Source organism: Tenacibaculum sp. nBUS_03, from assembly GCF_051201695.1.
In the GTDB taxonomy this organism is placed as follows: Bacteria; Bacteroidota; Bacteroidia; order Flavobacteriales; family Flavobacteriaceae; genus Polaribacter.
The window spans coordinates 2,912,215-2,930,532 of record NZ_CP179214.1; the positions used below are offsets into that span (position 1 = coordinate 2,912,215).

Sequence of the window (18,318 nt, forward strand, 5' to 3'; positions counted from 1 at the left end):
TGCAAACTTTTTATAAACCTACAAAAAGTAAAATTGTTTTAAGGAACGATTAATTTTAAAATTAGATTCATGAATACATTTGATATTATTATTACCGCATTGTTGTTGTTTGGTTTTGTAAGAGGTTTAATGAAAGGGCTTTTTGTAGAGGTTGCTTCTTTAGTGGCACTGATAGCTGGTGTTTATGGAGCTATACATTTCTCATATTTTGTTGGAGATTGGCTTGAAGGAAGTGTTGATTGGGATCAGAAATATATTTCATTAGTTGCGTTTGCAGTAACTTTTGTAGCGATAATTGTTGTAGTAGCTTTAATGGGGAGGATTTTAACTAAAATCGCTGATTTTGCAGCCTTAGGAGTTTTAAATAAAATTTTAGGAGGTGTTTTTGGTGCTCTTAAAATAGGACTGATATTAAGTGTTCTATTTATTTTTTTTGGTAAAATGAACGATACAATACCTTTTGTAAGTCAAGAAAATTTAGAGGAGTCTATATTATACACCCCAGTTAAAAAAATAGCTCCAACTATTTTTCCATCAATTATAAAAGATGATGGTATGGTTGAACAAAAAAAGAAGAAACAGTCTAAACAATTTCTTCTTTTTTATGAATTACATTGGTATAACAATAGCACCTGAAAATTTTTCTCTAAACTTATTTAATGCTCTGTCGGCATCTAATCTAGTTTTGTAATGGCCAACTTGAATTTTCCATTCAGGAGCTTTGTATCCCAAATGAGTGGTAACCCCAGGATATTCAAGTTGAAATCTGTATTTAATTCTTTTAGCATTTTTTTCAAGGCCATTATACAATTGAATTCTATACCCTGTTTTGTTTGATTTGTTATATGCTCTCTTTTTTTCGATTAATTTTTTTATAGCTTCTTGGTTTTTATAATCAGATTGTGCGTTTGTAGTAAATACAGCACTCATTAATAAAAATAATAAAAGTATAAATGATTGTTTATTTTTCATGAGATATTAAACTTTTTACAAAAGTAACGACTTGTTAAATAATAGATTGTTTTAAAACTTTATTTAGAATTAGTATAAATTATGAATTAGGAAACTCTTAACATTTCACAATTTAGAGATTAGTAGTACTTTTGTGCAACTTTCTATACCCTGTTTTTATAATTAGGATATAGAAAAAATTGTACCAAAATAGATACAAAACTTATATTTTATAGTATGAAAAGTGTGAAACATCACAGTAAATTGACTCAAACGCTCTTACAGAGTTTAGCTTTCTTTTTAATCTTTTTAGTAAGTTTTTCGACCTATTCACAAGATGTTGATGAGGCTCGTCAAAAGGAAGGGAAAAAATTATTCAAATCTCTTTGTGCTTCTTGTCATAAGTTAGACAAAAAGCTTGTTGGTCCAGCTTTAGGTAAAGTTGAAGATAGGAGGGAGAATGACTGGTTAAAAGCATGGATTAAAGATAATGCAGCTTTAAGAGCTTCTGGTGATAAAGAGGCGATTGCTGTTTTTGAAGAGTATAATGGCTCTAACATGACCGCTTTTCCTCAGTTGACAGATAAGAATATCGATGATATTCTGTATTATACAACTGTGGGTGAGATTAAAAAGACACCTCCTCCTGGAGAGGTACCGCCGACCGATGGTGGGAGTGGTGGAGATGCTCCAAAATGGTTGATATATATATTAGCTGCGGCGATAATTGTTGCGTTCTTGATTATAGCAAGTTTATTGAAAACAATAAGCGAGTTAAAAGGAGCTCCAAAGACTCCTGGTTTAGTTGGTCAAGCTGCTGAGTTGTGGCAGGGTATTAAGAAAAATACTTTTTTACATGTGCTGTTCGCTATTTTTGGTGCGTTAATGGCTGCTTATTTCTTGTTTGGAACTTTGTTTAAGGTTGGTGTAGATACAGGATATCAACCAGTTCAACCTATTGCTTTTTCGCACAAGGTGCATGCGGGTGATAATAAGATTGACTGTCAATACTGTCACTCTTCTGCAAAGCATAGTAAGCATTCAGGGATTCCTTCAGTGAATGTTTGTATGAACTGTCATAAAAATATTTCAGAAGTTGCAGATGGTTTACAAGTAGAACACAATGATGAGATATTAGGTAAGGCAGAACTAGATAAAGAAATAGCTAAGATTTATGATGCTGCTGGATGGGATGCTGAAAAGTTAGAGTACACAGGTAAAACAAAGCCAGTAAAATGGATTAGAATACATAATTTGCCAGATTTTGCATATTTCAATCACTCACAACACGTAACTGTTGGAGGTGTTAAATGTCAAAAATGTCATGGTTCTGTTGAGGAGATGGATGAGGTTTATCAATATTCTCCATTAACTATGGGTTGGTGTATAGATTGTCATAAAGAGACAAAAGTAGACTTGAAAGGCAACGAATATTATGCTAAAATTCATAAAGAGTTGGCTAAGAAGTATGGAGTTGAGCAGGTAACTATTGCTCAGTTAGGTGGAAAAGAGTGTGGTAAGTGCCACTATTAATCAATTAGAAAGTAGAAAAACACGTATATAAATGGCTTCAAACAAAAAATACTGGCAAAGTGTTGAAGAACTTAAAAATAGTTCTGCTGTTGAAACGCTACGTAATAATGAGTTTGTACAAGATATTCCTACAGATGAGTTTTTAGGTGATAAAGAAACATTAGAATCTTCCTCAACTTCACGTAGAGATTTCTTGAAATATGTTGGGTTTACAACTGCTGCCGCATCTTTAGCAGCATGTGAAGGTCCAGTGAGAAAATCAATTCCTTATGTAGTACAACCTGATGATATTGTAGTAGGTGTAGCAGATTGGTATGCAACAACAATGGCTGATGGATTTGATTTTGCGAACGTACTAGTGAAAACACGGGAAGGTCGTCCAATTTTAGTAATGCCTAATAAAGAATCAGGAGCTGATGTTAATGCAAGAACAGTAGCTTCTATTTTATCTTTATATGATAACCAATTGCGTTTACAAGAACCTCAAAAAGGTGATGCAAATATCAATTGGGAGGATGCTGATAAAGAAATTGTAAATACATTAGCTCAATTAAAAGACGCTAACGAACCTGTAGTGTTATTAACTGGAACATTGGCGAGTCCTTCTACTGAAAAAGTAATTGCTGATTTTATAGCTGCTTATCCAAACGTAAAGCACGTGGTATACGATGCTATTTCAGAAAGTGGAGCGAATGATGCTTTTGAGGCTATGTATGGAAAACGTGCCTTACCAAACTACGATTTTAGTAAAGCAGAGGTTATAGCTTCAATAGGTGCTGACTTTTTAACCGATTGGCATGGTGGATACGAAAAGGAGTATTTAGAAGGAAGAAGAGTTGATTCTGGAAAAATGTCGTACCATGTACAATTAGAAAGTAACATGTCATTAACTGGAGCAAATGCTGATAGAAGGATTGTTTTAAAACCTTCAGATCAAGTACATGCTTTAATTAATTTATATAATATTATTACTGGTGAAAAATTGGCTTCAAAACCAACACCTGTAGATGCTCATGTAAACAAACTAGCTGAAGACCTTAAAAAAGCAGGTTCAAAAGGTGTTGTTGTTACAGGGTTAAATAATAAAAATGCCCAGTTAATTGCCTTAGCAATTAACAAAGCTTTGAATAGTGAAGTGATTGATGTAACAACACCTAATTATTCTAGACAGGGTAACGATGCTGAAGTATCGCAATTGATTTCAGATATGAAATCTGGTAAAATTTCAGGGTTAATTACGTACAATGTTAATCCTGTATACTCATTAGCAGGTAGTAGTGATTTTCAAGAAGGTTTAAAGAAATTAAAACTATCGGTTGCATTATCAACACAGAAAGATGATACAACTGCTGTTTCTAACTATATATTACCAGCTTCGCATTATTTAGAGTCTTGGGGAGATGTGATGGTTAAAGAAGGAGCATATAGTTTAATGCAGCCTACAATACAACCGTTATTCAATTCTCGTCAATTACAAGATGTATTGTTAAAGTGGACTGGTAGTTCTAAAAGCTTTTATGATACTTTAAAAGAATTTTGGACTTTAAATATATTAGAAGGTAAATCATGGAACCAGACATTACATGATGGTTTTCTTAATGTGAATCCTGTGCTTTCTAAAGTAGAAAACGTTTTTGAATCTACTGTAAATATTAATACTTCTGCTCAAGAACTATTAGCATCTACTAAATCTTCAAAATATGAGCTAAATTTATTTACTTCTATAGCTTTAGGTGATGGTAAACAAGCAAACAATCCTTGGTTACAAGAGTTACCTGATCCAATTACCCGTGCATCTTGGGATAACTATTTAACTGTTTCGATGGCCGATGCTAAAGAATTAGGTTTTGATAATCCAGTAAAAGATAATGGTGCTATTGATGGAAATTATGCCAATGTAACTGTTAATGGTGTAACAATTAAAAAGATTCCAGTAATGATTCAACCAGGTCAAGCAAAAGGCTCTTTCGGTCTTGCTTTAGGTTATGGTAGAAAACATGGAATGAAAAAGGAAATGCAAGTAGGAGTAAATGCATATCCTTTTTACAAAGATGGAAACAATGTTCAATACAATGTTTCTATAGAAAAAGCATCAGGGTGGCATAAATTTGCTTGTACTCAAGTTCAAAGTACGTTAGCAGGACGTCATGATAATTTAAGAGAAGCATCTTTAAAAGATGTTAATAATAAAAAACTAGACCCTAAGCATACATGGAATAAGCCTTTCATGGTTTCTTATGATCACCAAGAGGTTGAAGGAAGCAAGATTGACTTATGGGAAGAGCATGATAGAAGTTTAGGGCATCATTTTAAACTATCTATTGATTTAACTTCATGTACTGGATGTGGAGCATGTGTTGTTGCTTGTCATGCTGAGAATAATGTTCCTGTTGTTGGTAAAGATGAAGTACGTGTGGGTAGAGATATGCACTGGTTACGTATTGATCGCTACTATTCTTCAAGAGTACAAGGAGATATGACCTTAGATGAGTTTAAGGCTGCTTATATAGTTAAATTAACTGAAAAATATAAAGCCAGATTCCCTAAATTGTCAGATTCTGAGATTCAAGAAAAGGTTAATATAGAACTTAATAAAATTGCTGATCAGGTATCTTGAGAGAAAGTATACAGAGGATGTGTTAGAGCTTAGCAAAGGTGATTTGTTTGATGCTTTAGAAAATCCTGCTGAGAATCCACAGGTTACTTTCCAACCAATGATGTGTCAGCACTGTAATCATGCACCTTGTGAAACAGTATGTCCAGTAGCTGCTACATCTCATGGACGTCAAGGTCAAAACCAAATGGCTTATAATAGATGTGTTGGTACTAGGTATTGTGCTAATAACTGTCCATATAGAGTTCGTCGTTTTAATTGGTTTAACTACTCTAATAACGAGGAGTTTGATTTCAATATGAACAACGATTATGGAAAAATGGTGTTAAATCCAGATGTGGTAGTTCGTTCTCGTGGAGTTATGGAGAAATGTTCATTCTGTATTCAGTCAACTCAAGCTACTATTTTAAAAGCTAAAAAAGAAGGTAGACCAGTAAGGAAAGATGAATTTAATGATTCTTGTGCTTGTTCTGCAGCTTGTTCTTCTGGAGCTATGGTGTTTGGTGATGTAAATAATCCTGAAGATCCTGTAACTCCTTTAGTTGAAGATAGAAGAGCTTTCCATGTGTTAGATTATATTGGTACAAAACCTAATGTAGTATATCAAGTGAAAGTAAGAAATACAAACGAAGCTTAATAATAAAATAATAAGTATATAGATTTATGTCGTCTCATTACGAATCATCTTATAGAGAACCTTTAATACTTGGTAACAAAAGTTACCATGATATTACAGAGGATATTGCAAGACCTATTGAAGGTAAGGCAAACAAAAATTGGTATATAGCATTCTATATCGCTTTAACAGCAATGTTATGGGGATTTGGATGTATCTTTTACACTGTTGGAACAGGTATCGGTGTATGGGGATTAAGTAAAAACATTGGTTGGGCATGGGATATTACCAACTTTGTATGGTGGGTAGGTATCGGTCACGCTGGTACATTAATTTCTGCTGTACTGTTGTTATTCCGTCAAAAATGGAGAATGGCAATTAACCGTTCTGCGGAGGCTATGACAATATTTGCAGTATTCCAAGCAGGTTTATTCCCTATCATTCACATGGGACGTCCTTGGAATGGATATTGGGTATTACCAATCCCTAACCAGTTCGGATCATTATGGGTTAACTTTAACTCACCGCTATTGTGGGATGTATTTGCAATCTCTACGTATTTATCAGTATCATTAGTTTTCTGGTGGACAGGTTTACTTCCTGATTTCGCTACGATTCGTGATAGAGCAGTAAAGCCTTTCCAAAAGAAAATATACGCTTTACTTTCTTTCGGATGGTCTGGTAGAGCTAAAGATTGGCAACGTTTTGAAGAAGTATCATTAGTGTTAGCTGGTTTAGCAACACCATTAGTACTTTCGGTGCACACGATTGTATCGATGGACTTTGCTACTTCTGTAAATCCAGGATGGCACTCTACAATATTCCCACCTTATTTTGTTGCTGGAGCAATTTTCTCTGGTTTCGCAATGGTACAAACACTTTTAGGTGTTATGCGTAAGGTAACTAATATGGAAGAGTATATTACTCGTTTGCATGTTGAATACATGAATATAGTAATTATTTTAACAGGTGGTATCGTTGCTGTAGCATACGCAACTGAGTTTTTTATAGCTTGGTATACTGGTTCGCCTTATGAAAATTATACATACCTATCATTTGGAGCAGAAGCTGGAGCTTATGGATGGGCTTTTTGGTCATTAATGATATTTAATATTATCATACCTCAGGTATTATGGATTAAGAAATTTAGAAGAAGTTTTATCGTTTCTTTCTTAGTTTCTATTGCGATTAATATTGGAATGTGGTTTGAGCGTTTTGATATTATTGCAATTGTATTAAGTAAAGGTCAATTACCTTCTACTTGGTGGCGTTTTGAACCTACATTTGTAGATGTTGGTATATTTATTGGAACAATAGGATTTTTCTTTGTATTATTCTTATTATATGCAAGAACATTCCCTGTAATTCCTACTGCAGAGGTTAAGACGATTTTAAAATCTTCAGGAGAGAACTTTAAAAAATTAAGAGAAGAGAACAATGAGCACTAATAAAGTAATTCACGCATTATACAATGATGATGATATCTTAATGGATGCTGTTAAGAAAGTAAAAGCAGATCATCATCATATTGAAGAGATTTTTTGTCCATTTCCTGTTCACGGACTTGACAAAGCAATGGGGTTAGCTCCAACACGTTTAGCGATTACAGCTTTTTTATATGGAATTACTGGAACCGCTGTAGCAACTTGGTTAACGTGGTATACTATGATTGCTGATTGGCCACAAGATATTGGAGGTAAACCAAGTTTTTCTTGGGCAGCTAATATGCCTGCTTTTGTTCCTATTTTGTTTGAAATGACAGTCTTTTTTGCAGCTCACTTAATGGTTATTACATTTTACATGCGTAGTAGAATTTGGCCTTTTAAAGAAGCAGAAAACCCTGATCCAAGAACTACTGATGACCATTTTTTAATGGAAATACCAGTTCATGATAACGAAGAAGAATTGAAAACCTTGTTAGAAACAACAGGAGCAGTTGAAATTAACGTAGTTGAAAAGCATTAATTAAGGAAAGTATGAAAAGTTTAAAAATAATTTTAGCTTTAGTTATAGTTGCAAGCTTTGCTTCTTGTAATAATAAAAGAACTCCGCAAGTACAATACATGCCAGATATGTATGTGTCTGTTCCTTATGATGCTAATGGAGCAAATTCTGCTGGTGGAGTAGTTGTTAATAGAAAACCTGTACCTGGTACAGTTAGTAGAAATGGAATAATAGCTTATGATATACCTGATACCAATGAAGGATATGAAAAAGCTAAAGCTGAATTGAAAAACCCTTTAGAAGTCACTGAAAAGAACTTAGAAAAAGGTAAAGAATTGTACGTTATCTATTGTGCTTCTTGTCATGGTAAGAAAGGAGACGGAAATGGTGTATTATCACAAAGAGATAAGTTTAATGGTATTCCAAACTATAAGGATAGAGATTTAAACTCTGGTAATATTTATCACGTGATTATGTATGGTAAAAACTTAATGGGGTCTCATGCTTCACAGTTAAGATATGAAGAACGCTGGCAAGTTGTTCAGTATGTTGAGAAGTTAAGAAGTGAATTAAAATAAGTCTATAATAGTATAGTATAAAGATATGTATCAGTTTACAGGAAAATTAAAAATACTTGCAGTTGCCTTAATGGTAATTGGTCTTTTAGGAACTGCGTGGAGTTTTATGACTACGCCTAGTTCTCTTAAAGAAGCAAAAGAGATTATAGCAAAACAGGAAGCTCATCATGGAGGTCATAGTAAGGCTGACACTCATGGAGAAGTTACAACACATCATGAAGAAAAGGCTGAATCTACTGAAGCTCATGGTGACACTAATCACAAAGAAGAAGTAACTTCTAATAGCCACAATGACGCTAAGCATGCAGAGGAAGTTAAAGATACTACCCATGCTAGTGCTTCCACTAATAAAGAGGTAACTAAACAAACTCATAAAGCTGAGGAAACTACTCATCATAAAGTTGCATCAGAAGATTCACATGCAAGTTCACATAATGATGACCATCATGCAGAACATGTTTTTCATCAAATGCAAAATAGACCTTGGTCTGCTTTTTATGTAGCTATGTTATTTTTCTTAGGTGTAACCTTATTAGTTTTCGCATTTTATGTGTCTCAAAGAGTTGCAAATGCTGGTTGGTCCATTGTATTGTTTAGAGTAATGGAAGCTATCACGAATAATTTACATTATGTAAGTGGTTTTATGTTAGTGTTTATCATTTTAACTGTCATGCATAAAAGTCATTTATTTCCATGGATGGCAGAAGGAATCTTTGATCCTTTAAGTGACAATTATGATCCAATTATTGATGGTAAAAAATGGTTTATGAACCTACCTGGTTGGGCCATAAGAAGTGTTATATACCTTTTAGGTTGGAATATTTTCAGATTCATCATTAGAAAAAAATCTATTCAACAAGATAACGGAGATTTAAAACTACACAAAAACCTTTATAATATTGGTGTTGGGTTTATCGTGTTTTTCATGATTTCTGAATCAATGATGTCTTGGGATTGGATTATGGGGATAGATCCTCACTGGTTCTCAACATTATTTGGTTGGTATGTTTTAGCTACTTTCTTAGTGTCTGCATTAACTGTAATAGCTATTGTTACGATATACTTACGTTCAAAAGGAGCCTTACCATTTGTTAATGATAGTCATATTCATGATTTAGTTAAGTTTATGTTTGGTTTCTCAGTATTTTGGACTTACTTATGGTTTGCTCAATTTATGTTAATATGGTATGCTGATATGCCTGAAGAAACAACTTATTTTGCACAGCGTTTCAATGAATATAAACTTCCATTTTTATTAATGGTTGTATTAAACTTCATTTTCCCGGTGTTATTATTAATCAATAGTGATTTTAAGAGTATCCCTTGGTTAGTAATTATTGGAGGAGTTGTGATTTTAATAGGTCACTATATTGATTTGTTCGTAATGATTATGCCTGGAACGGTTGGAGGACAATGGGGATTCGGAATTGGAGAAATAAGTGGAATACTATTCTTTATCGGATTGTTTATATTTGCAACCTTCAGTGCATTTGCAAAGGTAAATCCATTAGCAAAAGGAAGTCCTTTCTTACATGAAAGTGAAACACACCATTACTATAATATCGAACACAGAGGAGAAGATAGTAATCACCATTAATAAATAAAATTATAACTAATAATAGTTTAGATATTATGCTCGCTTTATTTTACATTTTTATAGCAGTTGCAATAGGAGTTAGTTTTTGGCAAATAACTCGTATTATGAATTTTCGTTCTGTAATTGCTACAGATAAAGACAATGACACACAAGGTAAATTAGCAATCGGATTTTTAGTCTTCCTTTATGCTATGATGATTTATTGCCTAATAGCAATGAATGTATATTTATTGCCTGAATCTGCTTCATTTGAAGGAGAACACGATGACAATCTTTTTAATATAACTTTTTGGTTAATTGGGATTGTTCAATTTGGAATGCAATTTCTAATTTTCTTCTTTTCTTATAAGTATAGAGGAAATAAGAATAATAAAGCATTGTTCTATGCTGACAGTCATAAACTTGAGTTATTATGGACTACCATTCCAGCTGTTACAATTGTTCTTTTAATTGGTTACGGTTTATGGGCATGGAATAACATTATGTACGTTGGAGATGATGAAAACCCTATTGTAATTGAAGTTTACTCAAGACAATTTGATTGGCAAGCTAGGTATGCAGGAGAAGACAACCAGTTAGGTTTAGGAAACGTTAATTTTATCAAAGGGATTAACTCTATGGGAGTTGATATGTCTGACCCAAGTGCTCAAGATGATAAAAAAGTAACTGAAATGTACTTGCCTAAAGGAAGGAAAGTTCTCTTTAAGTTTCGTTCTCAAGATGTTCTTCACTCAGCCTATATGCCTCACTTTAGAGCCCAAATGAATTGTGTACCAGGGATGATTACTCAATTTGCTTTTACTCCTAAGTATACAACTGAAGAGATGCGCCAAAACTCTGAAGTAATCGCAAAGACTAAAGGGATTAATAAGATTAGAAAAGCTAAAGGAGAAGATCCTTATGAATTTGATTATTTGTTATTATGTAACAAAATTTGTGGTGCCTCTCACTACAATATGCAAATGAAAATCACTGTTGTTGAAGAGGAACAATATAAAAAGTGGTTATCAGAACAAAAAACATTAGCTCAAGTTATTAAATAAGATATTTGTAAAATATATAAAGATATAGATTATGTCAGATCACCATCACAAAGAAACATTTGTAACGAAATACATTTTTAGTCAAGATCATAAAATGATTTCGAAGCAATTCCTTGTAACCGGTATATTTATGGGGGTTATAGGAGGTTTTATGTCTATGTTATTTCGTCTACAAATTGCATGGCCAGACACATCATTTTCAATTATTGAAGCATTTTTAGGAAACCATCAAACAGATGGGGTTATGAATCCTGATATGTACTTAGCATTGGTTACAATTCATGGTACAATAATGGTATTTTTTGTACTTACAGCAGCATTAAGTGGTACTTTTTCGAACTTACTAATTCCTTTACAGATTGGAGCAAGAGATATGGCTTCAGGTTTTTTAAACATGGTTTCTTATTGGTTGTTTTTCTTATCTTCAGTAATAATGGTTATTTCATTATTTGTTGAAGCTGAACCAGCATCAGCTGGATGGACAATCTACCCTCCTTTATCAGCATTGCCACAGGCTATACCTGGTTCAGGTACTGGTATGACTTTATGGTTAGTTTCAATGGCAATATTTATTGCTTCGTCTTTAATGGGGTCATTAAACTATATTGTAACGGTTTTAAACCTACGTACAAAAGGAATGAAAATGACAAGATTGCCTCTAACAATGTGGGCTTTCTTTATTACAGCAATTATTGGTGTTATATCTTTCCCGGTTCTTTTATCGGCAGCTTTACTTCTAATTTTTGATAGAAGTTTTGGTACATCATTTTATCTATCAGATATTTTTATATCTGGAGAAGTATTGCATTACCAAGGTGGTTCACCTGTTTTATTTGAACACCTATTTTGGTTTTTAGGTCACCCAGAAGTATACATTATTTTATTACCAGCTTTAGGATTAACTTCTGAAATTATTTCAACAAATTCTCGTAAACCTATTTTTGGTTATCGTGCAATGATTGGATCAATTATGGCAATTGCTTTTTTATCTACTATTGTTTGGGGACACCATATGTTTATATCAGGAATGAACCCATTTTTAGGATCTGTATTCACATTCACAACAGTATTAATAGCAATACCATCAGCAGTAAAAGCATTTAATTATGTTACCACTTTATGGAAGGGTAATTTGCAAATGAATCCAGCAATGTTATTCTCTATCGGTCTAGTATCTACATTTGTAACAGGAGGTTTAACCGGATTGGTATTAGGTGATTCTGCACTAGATATTAATGTGCATGACACTTATTTTGTTGTAGCGCATTTTCACTTAGTTATGGGGGTATCAGCTTTATTAGGAATGTTTGCAGGTGTATATCACTGGTTTCCTAAAATGTATGGTAGAATGATGAATAAAACATTAGGATATTGGCATTTTTGGTTAACAATAATTACAGCTTATGGTGTGTTTTTCCCAATGCACTTTGTTGGATTAGCAGGTTTGCCTCGTCGTTATTATACAAACACAAATTTTCCAATGTTTGATGATTTAGCTGATATTAACGTGTTTATGTCATTAATGGCTTTTCTTGGAGGATTTGCACAATTAATATTCTTAGCAAACTTTTTTATATCAATATATAGAGGTAAAAAAGCAACTCAAAATCCTTGGAATTCTAATACACTAGAGTGGACTACACCAGTTGAGCACATTCATGGTAACTGGCCAGGAGCCATTCCTGAAGTACATAGATGGGCTTATGATTATAGTAAGACTGATGAGAATGGAGAGTATGTACATGGTAAAGATTTCGTGTTACAAACTACACCATTATTAGAAGGAGAAGAGCCGTCTTAAATAAGATAAAAATATAAAATAGACTGTCTGAAAAGTAATTTTCAGACAGTTTTTTTTGTTTACAATTTTCATTTCTTATGAGTATCTTAGCAATACTTCCATTGTTTGTTTAGTAACTTATATTACAAAACAAATATTTTATTTGAAGTATATTTGTCAAACATATGAACGAGAACTTAAATCCAGAAAATAATAATTATTCAAATGAGGAAATAGATGTAGAAAAAAAGCTACGTCCGTTGTCATTTGATGATTTTACGGGTCAAGATCAAGCGATAGAAAACCTTAAAATTTTTGTTGAAGCGGCGAATCAGAGAGATGAGGCACTAGATCATACATTATTTCATGGTTCGTCCTGGATTAGGTAAAACGACCTTAGCTCATATTTTAGCAAATGAGTTAAATGCTGGAATTAAAGTTACCTCAGGTCCTGTTTTAGATAAACCTGGCGACCTAGCTGGTTTGTTAACCAATCTTGATGAAAGAGATGTGCTTTTTATCGATGAAATTCATCGTTTAAGCCCCATTGTTGAAGAATACTTATATTCTGCAATGGAAGACTTCAAAATAGATATAATGATTGAATCTGGTCCAAATGCACGTACAGTTCAAATTAATTTAGAACCGTTTACTTTAGTTGGAGCAACAACAAGATCTGGATTGCTTACTGCTCCAATGAGAGCTCGTTTTGGTATTAGTAGTCGATTACACTATTATTCAACTGAATTATTAAGCAATATATTACTTAGAAGTGCACTTATTTTAAAAGTTCCAACATCCATGGAGGCAGCAATTGAAATTGCTGGTAGGAGTAGGGGAACGCCTCGTATAGCTAATGCACTTTTACGAAGAGTTCGAGATTTTGCTCAAATTAAAGGCGATGGTAAAATAACTATAGAGATCGCAAAATATGCACTTAAGGCATTAAATGTTGATGCTCATGGATTAGATGAGATGGACAATAAAATTTTAACAACGATTATCGATAAATTTAAAGGAGGTCCAGTAGGTATTACTACTTTAGCCACTGCAGTAGCCGAAAATGCTGAAACTATTGAAGAAGTATATGAGCCTTTTTTAATACAACAAGGTTTTATTATGCGCACGCCTAGAGGCCGAGAAGTTACAGATTTAGCGTATAAACATTTAGGAAGAATTAAAGGAGAAACTCAAGGTGAATTATTTTAATTTATGAATAATAAAGAAACTAAAAGTTGGTTACAACGACTTAAGGATGAAAGTTGGGAAGCTGAATTATTAGTTTCTGCAATCGCTATTTTTGGTTCCTTTAAGCTTTTCGACCTTATAAGTTGGAGTACTAACTTGTTCATAGATTTCTTAAGTCCATCACAATATTATATAGGTTATTTTATTGTTCTTTTTGGTTTGATTGCAATAAGTATTTTAGCATCTATGTTTGTAATTCATTTTTTCTTACGAGCATATTGGGTTGGATTAGTCGGTTTAAATTCTGTGTTTCCTGATTACAGTATAGAAGATAGTGCCTATTCAAAAATTTATACAGAAAAAATTCTTTCGATTTTACCAAAACTTAAAGATTCTATCCAAAAAGTAGACGAGCTATGCAGTGTTATTTTTTCTGTTGCTTTTACATTTTTACTAATGTATGGGTATTTGGCATTGTTTTCAAGTTTATACTTATTGGTTTATAACCTGCTATCTGATTATGTAAACCATTATATTCTTTTAATTCCAGCAATATTCATATTTACATGCTCAATATTACAAGCTCTTATTGGTTTGTATGCGAACTTAAAAAGAAACAGAAAAAACGAAAAATTACAAACATTTAATTTTAAGGTTGTAAGGTTTGTTTCTATGTTGTCTTTTGGACCGCTTTATAAAAATATTTTACAAGTATCAATGGTATTTGGATCTAATTTTAAAAAGAAAAAAGCATTAGTATATTTATTATTCTTATTTATTGTTTCTGGCGGAATTGTAACTAGTGTTCAAATAGTAAAAACGAACATATTTTACTTGATAATTTCAAGTAAAAGTAATTTTTTTGATACCCATAAAACATATTCAAACTACTATAAAGATGCTAATATTAATAATGATTTTTTGTTGGCTCCTGAAATTCAGTCTGATAAAGTAGGATCTAATGTTTTAGAAGTCTTTATCCCTGTATATACTTATGAAAGAAAAATTAGGAAAAAAGTTTGTGGTGAATTTGTAAAGAATCCTGAAAAATCTAAGAAAGAAAACAAAGATGACTATGCAAATTATTTATCAAATTGTTATAAAGAATACAATACTATTTTAATAGATGGGAAAAAAATAGAGGTAGATTTTATAAGGTATAGTAATCATATGCGTACTAACCAATTTGGTTTACTTTGTTTTATTAACATTAAAAATTTCTCTGAAGGAGTCCACGAAATTAAAGTCGAGAAGAAGAATAAAGAAGAGAATTTTTTAGAATGGACAATTCCTTTCTACTATATAAAATAAATAACTTTTTTAGATAGAATGAAGTTACTTAAAAAACTGATACCAATTTTAGAGTGGTTGCCTAGCTATAAAAAAGCTCAATTTCAAGGTGATGTAATTGCTGGTATAACAGTTGCTATTGTTTTAATACCTCAAGGAATAGCCTATGCGTTAATTGCAGGCTTACCCCCAATTTATGGTTTGTACGCTGCATTATTTCCTCAGTTAGTGTATGCGATTTTTGGTTCTTCTCGTCAAGTAGCTATTGGCCCTGTAGCCATGGATTCATTAATTGTAGCCACTGGAGTTTCAACGCTAGCACTAGCAGGTTCTGAAAGTTATATCGCTATAGCAATATTGTTAGCTTTAATTGTAGGGGTAATTCAGTTTTTAATGGGGGTTTTTCAATTAGGTTTTATAGTTAACTTTCTTTCACGACCAGTTATTACTGGATTTACATCTGCTGTGGCTCTTATAATTGGTTTGAATCAATTTAGAAATTTATTAGGAGTTGATTTTTTACAGAGTGACCAAGTACACATTTTATTGGAAGATATATTTGATAAAATTCGATTTTATAATAAAAATACAGCAATGATAGGATTGGCTGCATGTATTATAATTATGTTTTTTAGAAAAGTAAATAAAAAAATACCTAATGCTTTAATTGTTGTAATATTAGGAATTATTACTGTCAAATATTTCGGTAAAAGTTTGTCGGATGTTGAAATAGTTAAAAATATACCCTCAGGTTTACCTAGTTTTGCAATGCCAGTTATTGATATCGATTTAATAAAAGAATTAATGCCTATAGCGTTAACTTTAGTAATGGTAGGGTATTTAGAAACCATTTCGATAGGAAAAACTCTCGAATCTAAACAAGATGATTATAGAATTAGACCTAATCAAGAGCTAATAGCATTAGGGTTAAGTAATATTATAGGTTCTCTTTTTAAAGCTTATCCATCAGCTTCAAGTTTTTCCCGCTCAGCTATTAATGCTGAGTCTGGAGCTAAAACTGGAGTTGCTGCTTTTATATCTGTAGTGTTGGTAGTTGTAACATTGTTGTTTTTAACTCCAGTATTTTACTTTTTACCCAAAACAATATTAGCTGCAATTATTGTAGTTGCCGTATTCAATTTAATTAATTTGAAAGAAGCGAAACGATTGTGGAACGCAAATAATCTTGACTTTTGGTTACTAGTTGCAACTTTTTTCTCAACACTTTTTTTTGGTATTAAGTATGGTATTTTAACAGGAGTGGGCATGTCACTTATATTATTAATATTTAGAACCTCTAGGCCTTACGTAACTGAATTGGGTAAAGTTCCTAACTCTGATTTTTATAGAAATAAAAATAGATTTAAAGAAGTTATTGTAGATCGAGAAGTTTTAGTGTTTAGGTTTGATGCACAATTATTTTACGCGAACGCTAATTATTTTAGAGATAAGTTAGATGAATTGGCTGAAGAAAAAGGAGAGAGATTAAAATTAATAGTATTAGATGCTGAAAGTATTAATAGAGTTGATAGTACTGGAGTTGATATGCTGAAAGAGCGTATATTATATTACAATAAAAGAGGAGTGAATTTTTATTTCGCTGGTGTGAAAGGGCCAGTAAGAGATGCTCTTTTTAGAAGCGGTTTATTAGAAGTAGTAAGTTTAGATCAATTTTTTATGAGAGCTAATGGAGCGGTAAAATTTTTTAAAACTGGAGATAATTTAAATCAAAAAAAATACGCACAATATATACATCAAGCGTATGAATAACATTATGAAGATAGAACAAATATATACAGGTTGTTTAGCTCAAGGAGCTTATTATGTTGAGAGTAATGGTGAAGTAGCTATTATTGATCCATTAAGAGAAGTTCAGTCTTATATGGATACAGCTGAAAGAAATGAAAGCGAAATAAAGTATATTTTTGAGACTCATTTTCATGCTGATTTTGTAAGTGGACACGTAACACTTGCTGAAAAAACAGGAGCTACAATTGTGTACGGACCTACAGCTACTCCAAAATATGAAGCCCATATTGCAACAGATGGTGAAGTATTTAAATTAGGAAATATAACGATTACTGTTTTGCATACTCCTGGTCATACTATGGAGAGTACAACTTATTTGTTAAAAGATGAAGCAGGTAAGAATCATGCAATTTTTAGCGGTGATACACTATTTTTAGGAGATGTTGGAAGGCCAGATTTGGCTCAAAAAGCTGCTCATATGACAAAGGAAGGATTGGCTGGTTTGTTGTACGATAGTTTACGAACTAAAATAATGACTTTAGATGATGATGTAATTGTTTATCCAGCTCATGGAGCTGGTTCTGCTTGTGGTAAAAATTTAAGTAAAGAAACAGTTGGAACTATTGGTGAACAAAAAAGAACTAATTACGCATTACGTGAAAACATGACTAAAGATGAATTTATTAAAGAAGTCACTGATGGTTTATTACCTCCTCCTGCTTATTTTCCATTAAATGTAAAAATGAATAAAGAAGGGTACCAGTCCATAGATGATGTGATTAAAAGTGGTTCAAAAGCATTATCAGTAGATGAATTTGAAAAATTAGCAAATAATTCCGATGCTATAATTTTAGATGTAAGGCATCAAAATGAGTTTGTTAAAGGGTTTGTACCGCAATCTATTTTTATCGGCTTAGGAGGTACATTTGCCCCGTGGGTAGGAGCTTTAATTAAAGATGTTAAGCAGCCTATATTATTAGTAACTCCAAAAGGGGAAGAAGAAACAACAATTACAAGATTATCTAGAGTAGGTTTTGATAATGTTTTAGGATATTTAGATAATAGTTTTGAGTCATGGAAAAATGCAAATAAAGAAATAGATACATTACAATCGATTTCAGCAATAACATTAGAACAAAAGATAAAAGATGGAGTTTTGGTCTATGATGTTCGTAAACCAGGAGAGTTTAATATTGATCATATTATTAATGTAAGCAACACGCCATTAGATTTTATCAATGAATATGTTGATGAATTTCCAGTTGATAAAGATTTTTATTTACATTGTGCTGGAGGGTATCGTTCAGTAATTGCTGCTTCTATTTTAAAAGCCAGAGGGTTTCATCGTGTAATAGATGTAGCGGGTGGTTATAAAGCAATAAAAGAAACAGGTATTGAAAGAACTGTTGATGTGTGTCCGTCAACATTAAAATAG

The 18,318-nt window shown here is 32.6% G+C and carries 12 protein-coding genes and 2 pseudogenes; 13 read left to right on the forward strand and 1 reads right to left on the reverse strand.

The genetic code is table 11. The features are described 5' to 3' along the window. The first annotated feature begins 69 nt into the window (after positions 1-69). The gene (locus tag ACMFBB_RS13475) at positions 70-636 is read left to right on the forward strand and encodes a CvpA family protein (protein ID WP_435261285.1); all 567 of its coding nucleotides are present in this window, start codon (positions 70-72) and stop codon (positions 634-636) included. Here the strand turns inward: ACMFBB_RS13475 and ACMFBB_RS13480 are convergent. Continuing rightward, a complete protein-coding gene (locus tag ACMFBB_RS13480) occupies positions 610-972 on the reverse strand; it encodes an SPOR domain-containing protein (RefSeq protein WP_435261286.1) in 363 nt (120 codons plus the stop codon). The genes ACMFBB_RS13475 and ACMFBB_RS13480 overlap by 27 nt on opposite strands. 216 nt (positions 973-1,188) lie before the next feature. Here ACMFBB_RS13480 and ACMFBB_RS13485 point away from each other — a divergent pair, with 216 nt between their 5' ends. The 12 genes and pseudogenes from ACMFBB_RS13485 to ACMFBB_RS13540 all read left to right on the forward strand — a co-directional run bounded on the left by ACMFBB_RS13485 (position 1,189) and on the right by ACMFBB_RS13540 (position 18,318). Next, on the forward strand, positions 1,189-2,484 hold the full coding sequence (locus ACMFBB_RS13485) for a c-type cytochrome (RefSeq protein WP_435261287.1): 1,296 nt from the start codon (positions 1,189-1,191) through the stop codon (positions 2,482-2,484). A 31-nt stretch (positions 2,485-2,515) separates the two neighbouring features. Beyond that, a pseudogene (locus ACMFBB_RS13490) lies at positions 2,516-5,735 on the forward strand (TAT-variant-translocated molybdopterin oxidoreductase). Positions 5,736-5,761: 26 nt separating this feature from the next. Further along, entirely contained in the window at positions 5,762-7,162 is a 1,401-nt protein-coding gene (nrfD, locus tag ACMFBB_RS13495; protein WP_435261288.1) for an NrfD/PsrC family molybdoenzyme membrane anchor subunit, read from the forward strand. Further along, positions 7,152-7,679: a DUF3341 domain-containing protein gene (locus ACMFBB_RS13500; RefSeq protein WP_435261289.1), complete on the forward strand. Its 528-nt coding sequence runs from the start codon at positions 7,152-7,154 to the stop codon at positions 7,677-7,679. The genes nrfD and ACMFBB_RS13500 overlap by 11 nt, the downstream gene beginning before the upstream one ends. An 11-nt stretch (positions 7,680-7,690) precedes the next feature. After that, entirely contained in the window at positions 7,691-8,236 is a 546-nt protein-coding gene (locus tag ACMFBB_RS13505) for a c-type cytochrome (protein ID WP_435261290.1), read from the forward strand. A 25-nt stretch (positions 8,237-8,261) separates the two neighbouring features. Then, on the forward strand, positions 8,262-9,833 hold the full coding sequence (locus ACMFBB_RS13510; RefSeq protein WP_435261291.1) for a quinol:cytochrome C oxidoreductase: 1,572 nt from the start codon (positions 8,262-8,264) through the stop codon (positions 9,831-9,833). A gap of 35 nt (positions 9,834-9,868) precedes the next feature. Next, positions 9,869-10,876, forward strand: a complete 1,008-nt coding sequence (locus ACMFBB_RS13515) for a cytochrome c oxidase subunit II (RefSeq protein ID WP_435261292.1) — start codon at positions 9,869-9,871, stop codon at positions 10,874-10,876. Between the two features lie 31 nt (positions 10,877-10,907). Beyond that, positions 10,908-12,677: a cytochrome c oxidase subunit I gene (locus tag ACMFBB_RS13520; RefSeq protein ID WP_435261293.1), complete on the forward strand. Its 1,770-nt coding sequence runs from the start codon at positions 10,908-10,910 to the stop codon at positions 12,675-12,677. Between the two features lie 164 nt (positions 12,678-12,841). Continuing rightward, positions 12,842-13,865 (forward strand): annotated as a pseudogene (gene ruvB, locus ACMFBB_RS13525) (Holliday junction branch migration DNA helicase RuvB). A 3-nt stretch (positions 13,866-13,868) separates the two neighbouring features. Then, positions 13,869-15,155, forward strand: a complete 1,287-nt coding sequence (locus ACMFBB_RS13530; protein WP_435261294.1) for a hypothetical protein — start codon at positions 13,869-13,871, stop codon at positions 15,153-15,155. Positions 15,156-15,173: 18 nt separating this feature from the next. After that, complete coding sequence (locus ACMFBB_RS13535; RefSeq protein ID WP_435261295.1) at positions 15,174-16,904, forward strand: SulP family inorganic anion transporter; 1,731 nt, start codon at positions 15,174-15,176, stop codon at positions 16,902-16,904. A 4-nt stretch (positions 16,905-16,908) separates the two neighbouring features. Then, on the forward strand, positions 16,909-18,318 hold the full coding sequence (locus tag ACMFBB_RS13540) for an MBL fold metallo-hydrolase (protein ID WP_435261296.1): 1,410 nt from the start codon (positions 16,909-16,911) through the stop codon (positions 18,316-18,318).